The sequence below is a fragment of the Amycolatopsis sp. NPDC114504 genome (assembly GCF_055633595.1).
Genome location: NZ_JBVKDU010000006.1, coordinates 570575 through 582776, shown reverse-complemented (window position 1 = coordinate 582776; position 12202 = coordinate 570575). Strand labels below are relative to the sequence as shown.

At 70.2% G+C, this 12202-nt stretch carries 12 protein-coding genes; 7 read left to right on the top strand and 5 right to left on the bottom strand.

Annotated elements, in window-relative coordinates; genetic code table 11:
• Positions 1-25 precede the first annotated feature (25 nt).
• Entirely contained in the window at positions 26-778 is a 753-nt protein-coding gene (locus ACZ7PG_RS44520) for an acyltransferase (RefSeq protein ID WP_470245247.1), read from the top strand.
• 43 nt (positions 779-821) lie between these two features.
• On the top strand, positions 822-1199 hold the full coding sequence (locus ACZ7PG_RS44515) for a hypothetical protein (protein ID WP_470245246.1): 378 nt from the start codon (positions 822-824) through the stop codon (positions 1197-1199).
• Position 1200: 1 nt separating this feature from the next.
• Here the strand turns inward: ACZ7PG_RS44515 and ACZ7PG_RS44510 are convergent, their stop codons facing one another.
• The gene (locus ACZ7PG_RS44510) at positions 1201-2526 is read right to left on the bottom strand and encodes an APC family permease (RefSeq protein WP_470245245.1); all 1326 of its coding nucleotides are present in this window, start codon (positions 2524-2526) and stop codon (positions 1201-1203) included.
• A complete protein-coding gene (locus ACZ7PG_RS44505) occupies positions 2523-3398 on the bottom strand; it encodes a carbon-nitrogen hydrolase family protein (protein ID WP_470245244.1) in 876 nt (291 codons plus the stop codon). The genes ACZ7PG_RS44510 and ACZ7PG_RS44505 overlap by 4 nt, the downstream gene beginning before the upstream one ends.
• 75 nt (positions 3399-3473) lie before the next feature.
• Between ACZ7PG_RS44505 and ACZ7PG_RS44500 the strand changes: the two genes are divergently transcribed.
• On the top strand, positions 3474-4205 hold the full coding sequence (locus ACZ7PG_RS44500; RefSeq protein ID WP_470245243.1) for a FadR/GntR family transcriptional regulator: 732 nt from the start codon (positions 3474-3476) through the stop codon (positions 4203-4205).
• A 244-nt stretch (positions 4206-4449) separates the two neighbouring features.
• On the top strand, positions 4450-5847 hold the full coding sequence (locus ACZ7PG_RS44495; RefSeq protein ID WP_470245242.1) for an alpha/beta fold hydrolase: 1398 nt from the start codon (positions 4450-4452) through the stop codon (positions 5845-5847).
• Between the two features lies 1 nt (position 5848).
• Here the strand turns inward: ACZ7PG_RS44495 and ACZ7PG_RS44490 are convergent, their stop codons facing one another.
• Together ACZ7PG_RS44490 and ilvA are read right to left on the bottom strand one after the other, a co-directional pair.
• Positions 5849-6418: an NADAR family protein gene (locus ACZ7PG_RS44490; protein WP_470245241.1), complete on the bottom strand. Its 570-nt coding sequence runs from the start codon at positions 6416-6418 to the stop codon at positions 5849-5851.
• Positions 6419-6439: 21 nt separating this feature from the next.
• Positions 6440-7696: a threonine ammonia-lyase IlvA gene (gene ilvA / locus ACZ7PG_RS44485; RefSeq protein WP_470245240.1), complete on the bottom strand. Its 1257-nt coding sequence runs from the start codon at positions 7694-7696 to the stop codon at positions 6440-6442.
• 88 nt (positions 7697-7784) lie between these two features.
• Here ilvA and ACZ7PG_RS44480 point away from each other — a divergent pair, with 88 nt between their 5' ends.
• Positions 7785-8276, top strand: coding sequence for a SigE family RNA polymerase sigma factor (locus ACZ7PG_RS44480; protein WP_470245239.1), 492 nt, complete (start codon positions 7785-7787; stop codon positions 8274-8276).
• Positions 8273-9256, top strand: a complete 984-nt coding sequence (locus ACZ7PG_RS44475; protein WP_470245238.1) for a hypothetical protein — start codon at positions 8273-8275, stop codon at positions 9254-9256. Before ACZ7PG_RS44480 ends, ACZ7PG_RS44475 begins: the two co-directional genes overlap by 4 nt.
• 8 nt (positions 9257-9264) lie before the next feature.
• Here ACZ7PG_RS44475 and ACZ7PG_RS44470 read toward each other — a convergent pair whose 3' ends face one another.
• Entirely contained in the window at positions 9265-10689 is a 1425-nt protein-coding gene (locus tag ACZ7PG_RS44470; protein WP_470245237.1) for a short-chain fatty acyl-CoA regulator family protein, read from the bottom strand.
• Positions 10690-10917: 228 nt separating this feature from the next.
• On the opposite strand from ACZ7PG_RS44470, the gene aceA reads away from it, so the two are divergent.
• Entirely contained in the window at positions 10918-12198 is a 1281-nt protein-coding gene (gene aceA / locus ACZ7PG_RS44465; protein ID WP_470245236.1) for an isocitrate lyase, read from the top strand.
• Positions 12199-12202 lie beyond the last annotated feature (4 nt).

Genomic DNA, 12202 nt, shown 5'->3' with positions numbered 1-12202 from the left:
CCGCACACAGGTTACGGTCACGGGCATGACGTCGATGTGGGGTGCGCCCGCGCTGTCGCGGGTGCGGGCCTGGCGGCGCGCGCGGCGCGACCCGCGGCAGGCGAAGTTCCTGACCGCCGACTCACTGCGCTGGGTGCTGCGCAACCGCGCGTACACGCCCTGGTACCTCGTCCGGTACTACCGGCTGCTCAAGTTCCGGGTCGCGAACCCGCACATCATCCTGCGCGGGATGCTCTTCCTCGGGAAGGACGTCGAGATCCACTGCCGGCCGGGCTACGGGCGCCTCGAGATCGGCCGCTGGGTGCACATCGGCGACGGCAACGCGATCCGCTGCCACGAGGGTTCGCTGCGGATCGGCGACAAGTCCGTCTTCGGCCGCCAGAACGTCATCAACTGCTACCTCGACATCGAGCTCGGCGCGGCCACGCTGGTCGCCGACTGGGTGTACATCTGCGACTTCGACCACGTCATCGCCGACATCCACGTGCCGATCAAGGACCAGGGCATCGTCAAGTCGCCGGTGCGCATCGGGCCGGACACCTGGCTCGGCACGAAGGTCAGCGTCCTGAAGGGCACCCGCATCGGCCGCGGCTCGGTGCTGGGGGCGCACGCGGTCGTCCGCGGTGACATCCCGGACTACTCGATCGCGGTCGGCGCGCCGGCCCGCGTGGTGCGTAACCGCGAAGAGGACTACGCGGCCGACGCGGCCCGCCGTGAAGCCGTCGCCGACATGGCGCGGAAGGCGAACAAGGCGCTGCAGAAGACCCTCGAGCAGTAGATCTACTCAGGTCTTTCGTCTCCAGGCCGGCCATACTGGCCGCGTGGGGGAACTCCGGACCGCGTGGTCCTCGGTCGTGCTGGCGCTGTGCGCCGTGGGCTTGCTGCTCGTCGTCCCGCTTCTGGTGCTGCAGGGCTTCCTGGCGAGCGTCCCGGTGTTCGGCGAAGTCGGCGACGGCGCCCGCGGCTACCTGACCTGGGCGGCCTGGCTCGGCGCCGGGCTACCGCTGGTGGGGGTGGTCGTCGCCGCTCTCGGGCGGCGTCGCGGGTGGACGTGGTTCTTCGGGGTCTGCCTGGTCCTGGCCGTCGCGGTCGCCGGGATGAACTGGGTCGACCACGCCCGCCACGCGCCGCCGCCCCCGCCGGAGCCCCGCCACTGCGTCGAGCACAGCGGCGGCGGCACCGACTGCCCGGGCGGCTGACCTACTCCTCGAACGTCATCTCCGGCGGCGGCCGCCGGAAGCCGCGCGTGATCGCGGCCAGGACGACGATGCCGATCGCCAGCCAGACCAGCCCGAACACCAGCGCGATGCCGTCCAGGTTGACCAGCAGCCACAAATCGACCACGGCGCCGATCACCGGGAAGACCACCCAGGTCAGCACGCGTTTCCCGGCTCGGTCGCGTAGCCACGTCGCCAGGACGCTGACGTTGACGAACGTGAACGCCGTGAACGCCCCGAAGTTGATGAACGACGTCGACGTGCTGACGTCCAGCGTCAGCGCGACCAGCCCGACGAGCCCGGTCAGGACGATGCCGAACACGGGCGTCGCGAACCGCGGCTGCAGTTTGCCGAAAACGCGCGGCAGGACGCCGTCGCGTCCCATGGCGAACATCAGCCGCGACGCGCTCGCCTGCGCCGCGATCCCTGACGCGAACTGCGCGACGACCAGGCCGGCGAGGAAGAACGACGCGAAGAGGTTGCCGCCGATCGTCGTCGCGATTTCGAACGCGGCGGACGACTCGTCGGTGAACGCGCTGCCCGGGTGCGCGAGCTGGGTGAAGTAGGCGAGCACGATGAAGATGCCGCCGCCGATCAGCGCGGTCAGCAGGATGGCGCGGGGGATCGTCCGGCGCGGCTCGGTCGTCTCCTCGGTCAACGTCGTCACGGCGTCGAAGCCGAGGAAGGAGTACGTCGCGAGCGCGGCGCCGCCGGAGATCGTCCCCAGCGTGCTGCCCGCGTGGAAGAACGGCTGCGTGCTCGCCAGCGCGTCGCCGACGTGCAGCACCTGCTTGACCGAAAGAACGACGAAGAAGCCGATCACCAGGATCTGGAACGCCATGAGGACGAAGTTCGCCTTCTCGGCGATCTTGATGCCGAGCACGTTGAGGATCGTGGTCACCGCGATGAAAGTGATCAACCAGATCCAATTGGGCACGGACGGGAACTCGGCCGAGAGGTAGGCGCCGCCGATTAGCCAGATCACCATCGGCAGAAAGAAGTAGTCGAGCAGCACGGCCCAGCCGACGAGGAACCCGGCGCGCGCGTCGACCGCTTTCCGGACGTAGGTGTAGGCCGAGCCGGCGACGGGGTGGGTCGCGGCCATCTTCCCGTAGCTCGCCGCGGTGAACAGCATCGCGACCAGGGCGAGCAGGTACGCCGAGGGCACGGTGCCGTCGGTCGTCGTCGCGACGATGCCGAAGGTGCCGAGCACGATCAGCGGGGCCATGTAGGCGAGCCCGAACAGGACGACGCCGGGCAGGCCGAGCCGGCGCTGCAGGGCGGCCGGGGCCGCGGCCGTGGAGGTCATCGGTCGTCTCCTTCTCGTGGACGCCAGCGGTCCGGGTCGATGCGGCCCTGGTAGAGCGGCAGGTCGAGGGGTGCGTCGGTGGGGGTGAACTGCGCCCACATGCGGTTGGTGCCCGCGGTGCCCACGCGACGAACGCGCGCCACCTCGTCGAGGTCGATCGTGTGGGCGAGGACGTCTTGGCCGGTTCCCGGCAACGCGCTGAGCACGTCGCCTTCGGGGCCGACGAGCAGGCTGTCGCCCATCCCGAACGGCCCGGCTGTGTTCACGCTGGCGACGAAGACCTGGTTGACGATGGCGTTCGCCCGGGCCAGCACGAGCTCCTGGGCGCGGTCGGGCGTCGTGGTCTGGACGGGGTTGAGCACGATCTCGGCGCCCATCCAGGCGAGGTGCCGGGTCACTTCGGGGAACCAGGCGTCGTAGCAGATGGAGAACCCGACGCGGCCGGCGTCGGCCAGATCGGCGACGACGAACCGGTCGCCGGGGTCGTAGGGCTCGTACGGCCGCCAGGGGAAGACCTTGCGGTACCAGCCGGCCAGCTCGCCTCGCGGGGAAAAGACCAGGGCGGTGTTGAACAGTTCGCCGTGGTCGCCTTCTTCGCAAACGGTGCCGGGCGCGAGCCAGATCCCCAGGTCGCCGGCCAGTTCGGCGAGCTCTTTGGTCCTGGGGCCGCGCAGGGGCTGGGCGGCGGCCCGGAGCTGTTCGGTGCGTTCGTCGCCTTCGCCGTCGACGCCGCAGAGGTGCAGCTCGGGGAAGGCGGCCAGGCGCGTGTCCGGGAATCGGCCGAGGACGGCTTCGACCTCGCCCGCGAACCCGGCGTCGCCGACGGGCCGGGGCGGCGCTTGCACCAGGGCGATCGGCAGTGGTCGCGGCATGGACGAAAAATAGTCCATCTTGAACAGTTAAACAAGAGTGCTCAAGATGAGCAGTTTGTGCGGTACGGTCGGTTCATGGCGACGGCAGACCTGAGCGCGCCGGCGCTGACCGGCATCCGGCGGCTGTCCGCACTGGACACCGTCCGCGCCCGCATCGCGCTCGCCGTGGAGCTGGGTCTGTTGAAGCCGGGGGAGCGTTTGCCGGCGAACGCCGACATCGCGCGAGCGCTCGGGGTCGCGGAGATCACCGTGCGGAGGGCTCTGGAGTCCTTGGTCGGTGACGGCCTGATCGAGCGTCGCCGCGGCCGAAGCGGCGGAACGCTCGTGGCCGCGGATCCGCCGGCGGAGCGAGTCCGCGAGGTCGGTGCCTACCGCGAGTCGGCGGCGGAGGTCCGTGACCTGATCGACCACCGCCTGGTCCTGGAGTCGGGCTTGGTCCAGTTGGTGGCGAAGCGTTCACCGGACCTACCGCGCTTGCGGACATTGGTCGCTCGCATGGACACGGCGACGGGCTGGGCGGAGTTCCACGAACTCGACGCGGAGTTCCACCGAACGGTCGCTGCCCCCGCCCCGGCCGCGGCAGTCGCGCAGTACGAGACGGTGCTGGCCGAGCTGTACCGGTTCTACCTGCCGTACCCGATGGCGAAGCTGCGTGAGTCGAACCGCGACCACGCGCGACTGGTGAAGGCATTGGCAGCGGGCGACCCGGACGCGGCGTCGCGGGTCACGAGGAAGCACGTGCGCGGTCTGCACCAGACAATGTTCGTCGGTCTCGGTGCCGGGGATTCGGCAACGGCCGAAAACTGACGACGGCTCGGGCTGGGCTGGGCAGGGCGTGGTGATGGTCGGAAGTCGACCCACGGGTCGGCTGACCCGGCCGTGGTCGGCGGGGCTCGGCTGACCGTGGTCAATCTTCGACGACAGCCGCCGCCGGCGATCAGGCCAGGTTCGCCGCGGTGGCCCGGAAGGCGACCGTCGTCCCGGCCGTTCGGCGGTGATCGTCGGCTTATCGGCCGATCTTCGGCGAACACTCTCCCGGCAGCCTGGGCCCATGTCGATCACCCGGTTCGCCGTCCCGCTGCTCGCCGCCGCGGCGCTCGTCCCAGCTGTCCCCGCGGTCGCTGCCGCGGAGGGCGTCTCCTGGCAGCTCTGCGCCGCGGTCGCGAAAGGCTGGGACTCCGGCGATCAGCGCAGCGAGTGCGGTCTCGTCCCCGTCCCACTCGACTATGCCGACCCCGGTGGTCCGAAAATCGACATCGCCGTCAGCCAGATCAAGGCCACCGGCGCGAAGACGGGCACTGTCCTGCTGAATCCCGGCGGCCCCGGTCAGTCCGGCTTGGCCATGCCGCGCAGCATCGCCGGCAGTCACGCCGGTGGCATCGGCGTTCACCACGACCTCGTCGGGTTCGATCCGCGGGGCGTCGGCTACAGCGCCGACCTGCCGTGCGCGGTCGACTTCCCCGAGCCCGACCCCGGCGTCCCCGACAAGGAGAAGACCCGCGAAGCCGTGGAGCGCGCGGCCGCCGCGAACCGTGAGTGCGTCGCCGCGCACCCGGACTTCGTCCGCAACCTGACCACGCCGACCATCGCTCGCGACCTGGACCGGATCCGGCAGGCACTCGGCGAGGACAAGATCGGCTACTACGGCGTCTCCTGGGGCACCGCGCTCGGCGCGCAGTACCGGTCGCTCTTCGACGACCACGTCGACAAGATGCTGCTCGACTCCGTCATGGCGCCGGACCTGAATGTCACCGAAATGGACGACGACCAGGCGACCGCCGTTGAGAACACCTTCCACGAGTTCGCGTCCTGGATCGCTCGATACGACGCCGTCTACCACTTCGGGGCTACCGAGCCCGTCGTCGCGAACGCCCTCCTCGACCTGCGGGCGAAGTTCGGCGCGACCGTGAACGGCATGCTCGCCAACCCGCGCCGCGAGTGGGTCGGCCTCGCCGAGCAGCTCGTTGCCCTCCGAGACGGCGGCACGCCCGTCGTCGAAAAGAGGACCACGGGACTCGGCTGGGACGGCGAGCCGCAGGCGTTCAACCACTTCCAGCAGACGGCCCTGCTCTGCAACGAGTCGCCGAGCCCCCGTGACTTCGAGACCGTCTGGCAGCACCGCCTCGACCGGATGAAGCGACTGCCGGTCGCGGGCGGCTACGGCTTCTACGAACAGCTCTGCGTCGGCTGGCCGCTGGACGCGCGGCCGTGGTCGTTCTCCCAGGGCAAGAGCCCGTTGCAGCTCGTCGGCCACGCCTACGAGCCGGTCACGCCCATCGGCTGGGCGCTCCGGATGCGGCAGAAGATCGGCGGCGCGCTCTTGACCGTCGAGGACGACGCCCACGGCTCGCTGTCCTCACTGCCGTGCGCCGACGCCGCCGTCACTTTCTTCGACACGGGTCAGACCACGTCGAAGTCGTGCCCCGGGGCGCCGACCCCGAAGCCCTGACTCAGACGCGGGCCCGCAGCTGCTCGCGAACCTCCATCAGGGCGAAACCGAGCAGGTTCAGCCCGCGCCAGTAGTCCGGCTTGGTCGCGTTCTTCTCTTCGCGCGCGAGGCCCGTGCCCCACACGAGGTCCTTCTTCGACGCCTCGACGATCACGGCCTCGCCGGTCCCGAGCAGGAACCGGCGCAGGTCGCGGTGCGCCCCGAACTTGGCCAGGTTGCCGTCGACGACGATGTCGAACCGGTGCCGCTCCCAGACGGCCGCGTCGAACTCGGCGACCTCGCGACCGAGGACCTTCGCCGTCTTCGCGTCCGGCGTCTCGCGGATCAGCGCGGCCTTTTCGTGGTCACCGAACAGCGCAGCCTTGCCGGCCATCATGTAGTGCTCGGCGGTCGGGTAGACGACGCCGTCGACCTCGAACGGGTCGACCCACCACTGGCTCAGGCAGCTCGACGTCACCCGCCCGGACTTCGTGGGCGTGTGCCCGTAGAACAGCAGGTATTCGGGCTCCGCACCCTCGTGGACCTTTTCGCGCAACGCCTCGACACTGCGGACTCCGTCGACCTTCACCATCCGCCTAGTCCACCACAGGCGTCAGAGCAGGAAGTGGAAGAGGGGGCTGCCCGGCTCGATCCGCTCCACCTGTAGCGGGCTCGCGTCCATCCGCGCGAGCAGTCCCGGGAGGTCGGACGAGCGCGCGATCTCGATGCCGACCAGCGCCGGGCCCATCTCGCGGTTGGTGCGCTTGACGTACTCGAAGCGGGTGATGTCGTCCTCGGGCCCGAGGACCTGCTCGAGGAACCGCCGCAGCGCGCCCGGCTCCTGCGGGAACCCGACCAGGAAGTAGTGCTTCAGCCCTTCGTGCATCAGCGAGCGTTCGAGGATCTCGCTGTAGCGGCTGACGTCGTTGTTGCCGCCGGAGACCACGACGACGACGGTCTGCCCCGGCTCCACCTGGACCACGGAGCCGAGCGACGCCGCGGCGAGCGCACCCGCCGGCTCGGCGATGATGCCGTCGGACTGGTACATCGCCAGCATCTCGGTGCAGATCGCGCCCTCGGCGACCGCGGTCAGCTCGGCGCCGCTCTCGCGGATCAGCGGATACGTGACCGCGCCGGCCTCGCGCACGGCGGCGCCGTCGACGAACGAGTCGAGCTCGGGCAGCCGCACCGGCTGTCCCGCCGCCAAAGCGGCCGCCATGCACGCCGCGCCCGCGGGTTCGACGCCGACGACCCGGACGTCCGGGTGCCGCTCCCGCAGCCAGCTGCCGACGCCGGCGAGCAGCCCGCCGCCGCCGACCGGGACGACCACGACGTCCGGCACGAAGCCGAGCTGCTCGATGACCTCCAGCGCGACCGTGCCCTGGCCGGCGACGGTGCGGACGTCGTCGAACGCCGGCACGAGCGTCGCGCCGGTGCGCTGGGCGTCCTCGTTGGCCGCGGCGAAGGCGTCTTCGTACGTTTCGCCGACGACGATGACCTCGATGTGCGCGCCGCCGAGCGTCGCGATGCGTTCGCGCTTCTGCCGCGGCGTGGTGCCCGGGACGTACACGCGGCCGTTCGCGCCGAGCCGGCGGCACGCGTACGCGACGCCCTGGGCGTGGTTGCCGGCGCTGGCGCAGACGACGCCGAGCGCGCGCGTGGCATCGTCCAGCTGGACGATGAAGTTGTAGGCGCCGCGGATCTTGTACGACCGGACGGTCTGCAGGTCTTCGCGCTTCACCCAGACCTGGGCGTCCACCCGGGACGACAACCGCGCGCTCGGCTCCAGCGGCGTGCGGGTCACCACCCCGGCCAGCCGCTGGGCGGCCTTTTCGATGGTCGCCGCGGTCACCGTGTCGATGTCGTGCACCCCGATGAATCTACGACTCGCGCGTCCCGGGCAACCGTCCGGCCCTCCGCGCGCATCAAAGGGGTGACGAACAGGACAGGGGGCGCCGGTGAACGACTTCACCGAGTACGTGATGGCACGGTCGGGCTGGCTGCGCAAGGTCGCGTACCTGCTCTGCGGCGACTGGCACCGGGCCGACGACCTGGTCCAGACGGCGATCACCCGGCTCTACGCCAACTGGTCGCGGGCCGCGAAGGCGGACAACCTCGACGGCTACGCGCGCCGCACGCTGGTCAACGCGTACCTGGCCGAGCAGCGGACGTCGTGGTGGCGGCGAGTGGATTTGCGCGGTGCCGACCACGACCCGGCACCGCCGCCCGGCGCGGACGTCGATTCGGCGCTCGACCTGCGGGCCGCGCTGGACCGGCTGCCCACGCGCCAGCGGGCGACCGTCGTCCTTCGCTACTTCTGCGACCAATCCGTCGCCGACTCCGCCCGAGCCCTCGGATGTTCCGAAGGCACCGTCAAGAGCCAGACCGCGAAGGCCGTCGACACGCTGCGCGAGCTGCTGCGCGAGCCGATTTGGGAGGGACGGGCATGACCGACACCGAGCTGTCCACGATGCTGAAGGACCTGGCCGACGCGCCCGCGCCGCCGCCCCGGATCGACGTCGACCGCGCGCGCCGGCTCGGCGGACGTCGTCGTCGCGCGCGGACCACGGCCCTCGTCCTGGGGTGCGCCGCCGTCGTGGCGGCTGGGGGCGTGACGGCGGCCGCCGTGTTCCAGCCCACGCCGCCACCCGCGCCGGCGGCAGTCCTGCCCAAGCCCGCGCCCGTCGCCCCGGCGCCCACCGACGACCCGTTGGCGGCGAAGGCGAGCTTTGGCTGGCTGCCGGAGCCGATCAAGGGCATCGAGTACGGCGTCGGCGCCCACGGCGACTACGCGCTGGCCATCGGGCGTGGCGAGCTGGCGCCGATGATCTGGCTCGCGGTGTACGACCAGGAGCCCGCGTTGGACCGCAGGCACGACATGGGCGGGCGGGCGGTGCGCGTCCCGGTCCGGGTCGGCGACCGCGACGGCTACTGGGTCACGGCCGACGCCGGGGATCCGCTCAACCAGGGCAACAGCTACCTGCGCTGGCCGACCCCGGACGGCCGCTGGGCCGAGCTGAACGCCTACTACCTCGCCCTGCCCGATCTGCAGCAGGTCCTGCTGCGCGTCGCCGGGGAAGTGACGTTCGCGAACCGGCCGGTGCCGCTGCCGCTGCACGTCACCAGCCTGCCGGAGACGTTCCGCGTCGCCGACATCGCCTTGTGGCGCCGCCCCGACACCGACGGCGTCCCGTGGCGGGCGGTGCTGCAGTACTCGTCGAACGGCGCGCTCGCGACGATCACGGTCTCCCCGCCCGGCGGCCGGGCCGACGGTCTCGGCAAGCCGGTCTGCAAGACGAAGAACGGGCTCAAGGCGTGCGTCGCGATCGACCACCCGGCGGCCGCGGGCATCGACAGCCAGGCCCTGCTCGACCGCGTCACGCTGCTCGGCCCGGACGAGTCGAAGTGGACCACGCACGTCATCGGATGAGGGGATGATCAGCCCTTCGGCACCGCCGGGTAGGGGACGAAGGTGCTGGTGTTCTCGTCCACGGTGAGCTGCTTGCCGATCGTCGGGAACGCGCGCTGCGAGCAGGCCGGCCGTTCGCAGACTTTGCAGCCCATCCCGATGGGCGTCGCCGCGGCCGGCTCGTCGAGGTCGAGGCCCGTCGAATAGACGAGCCGGCCCGCGTGGCGCAGTTCGCAGCCCACCCCGACCGTGAACGTCTTCCCGGGGCTGCCGTAGCCGCCGATGTTGCGCGACACCGTCCGCGCGATCCAGAAGTAGCTCTTCCCGTCCGGGAGGGTCGCGATCTGGGTGAGGATCTTCCCCGGCTGGGTGAACGCCTCGTAGATGTTCCACAAGGGACAGGCGCCGCCCACCCGGGAGAAGTGGAAGCCCGCCGCGGACTGCCGCTTCGACATGTTCCCGGCGCGGTCGACCCGCACGAACGAGAACGGCACCCCGCGCTGCTTCGGACGCTGCAAAGTGGACAGCCGGTGGCACACGGTCTCGAAGCCGACGCCGTAGTGGTCGCACAGCCGCTCGATGTCGTAGCGGAACCGTTCGGCCGCGGCCAGGAACGGTCCATAGGGGAGGATCAGCGCTCCCGCGAAGTAGTTCGCGAGCCCGACGCGCGCCAGCGAGCGCGCGGCCGGTCCGGAAAACGCCCACGAGTCGGCCAGCTCGGTGATCAGGTCGTCGTACTCGAGCAGCGCGATCTGCGAAGCCATGCGAAACGCCTGCTGCCCGACCCGCAGGCTGGGCGCCAGCCGCAGCACCCGCGTCACCGGCTCGTAGCGGTGCTGCTCACCGGCGGATTCGTCGATCCCGTTGTTGGTCACTTCGACGCCGTAGCGCTGCCAAAGCCGTTCCTTCAGGGCGCCGAGCACCTGGCCGCGTTGCAGCGGGATGTCGGCCGCCATCTTCTCGGCGCGCTCGTCCAGCTCGGCGACGTAGTTCTCACGCTCGTAGAAGAAGTCGCGGACCTCCTCGTGCGGCAGCGGCGCCGCCGCGCTGCCGTGCAGGCCCAGGCCGTTTTCCGTGGTGAGCGCGGCGGTGCTCTCGACGGCGTTGCGGTAGCTGCGGTGCAGCTTGACCAGTGCCTGGGCGATCGCCGGCAGGTTCGACGCCAGCTCGTTGAGCTCGCTGGTCGTGACGTCGACGCCGAGGACCTCGTCGAGCAGGGCTTCCTTGACGTCGGCGACCAGCCGGGACGTGTCGTTGTTCGCGAAGAACTCGGTGTCCACCCCGAACGCCTGCGTGATCCGCAGCAGCACCGGGACCGTCAGCGGACGCGAGTTGTGCTCGATCTGGTTGAGGTAGCTGGGTGAGATCTCCAGCACACGAGCGAGGTCGGCCTGGCTCATCGCCCGGCTTTCCCGCAGATGGCGCAACCTCGCTCCGGCGAAAGTCTTCTCCATTCGAGCCCATCTCTCCGGAAGGTTTCCGGTCCTGAACGGTTACGTGAACGGTCAAGAACGCGGATTTTCGGTGTGGTTGCGAAACGGCTATTCGCAACCTTTGCAAAGAGCGTACGTACCCTTCGCACAAATTGGCAACTTGGACAACTGGACCGGATTTTCCCAGCCGTGCGAGGGTCGGATCAGGCAAGGCGAGCAATCGCAAACTTCGCAACACCGGGAGATCCGATGACGGAACAGGCCAAGCAGGCGGCCGCGGAGCTGGCGGCGCAGTGGGCGAACGACTCCCGCTGGGCGGGCGTGCAGCGCTCCTACTCGGCTGAGGACGTCGTCAAGCTGCGCGGCAGCGTCGTCGAAGAGCACACCCTGGCCCGCCGCGGCGCCGAGAAGCTGTGGGACCTGCTGCACACCGAGGACTACGTCCACGCGCTCGGCGCCCTGACCGGCAACCAGGCCGTCCAGCAGGTCCGCGCGGGTCTGCAGGCCATCTACCTGTCGGGCTGGCAGGTCGCGGCCGACGCCAACCTGTCCGGCCAGACCTACCCGGACCAGAGCCTCTACCCGGCCAACTCCGTGCCGGCCGTGGTCCGCCGCATCAACAACGCGCTGGGCCGCGCCGACCAGATCAACTGGGCCGAGGGCAACACCGACATCGACTGGTACGCCCCGATCGTCGCCGACGCCGAGGCCGGCTTCGGTGGCCCGCTCAACGCGTTCGAGCTGATGAAGGGCATGATCGCGGCCGGCGCCGCGGGTGTGCACTGGGAAGACCAGCTCGCGTCGGAGAAGAAGTGTGGTCACCTCGGCGGCAAGGTCCTCATCCCGACCAAGCAGCACGAGCGCACGCTGAACGCCGCCCGCCTCGCCGCGGACGTGCTGAACGTGCCGTCGCTGATCGTCGCCCGCACCGACGCGCAGGCCGCGACGCTGCTGACCAGCGACGTCGACGAGCGTGACCAGCAGTTCCTCACCGGCGGCCGCACCGCCGAGGGCTTCTACGAGGTCACCAACGGCATCCAGCCGTGCATCGAGCGCGGCCTGGCCTACGCCCAGTACGCCGACCTGCTCTGGATGGAGACCTCGGAGCCGGACCTCGAGGTGGCGCGCAAGTACGCCGAGGCGATCAAGGCGAAGTTCCCGGACCAGATGCTGGCCTACAACTGCTCGCCGTCGTTCAACTGGAAGAAGCACCTGGACGACGCGACGATCGCGAAGTTCCAGCGCGAGCTCGGCCACATGGGCTACAAGTTCCAGTTCATCACGCTGGCCGGCTTCCACGCGCTCAACTACTCGATGTTCGACCTGGCGCACGGTTACGCCCGCGAGGGCATGACCGCCTACGTCGACCTGCAGGAGCGCGAGTTCGCTTCGGAGAGCCGCGGCTACACCGCGACCAAGCACCAGCGCGAGGTCGGCACCGGCTACTTCGACAACGTCGCGACGGCGCTGAACCCGGAGAGCTCGACCACCGCGCTCAAGGGCTCCACCGAAGAAGCCCAGTTCCACTGATCCC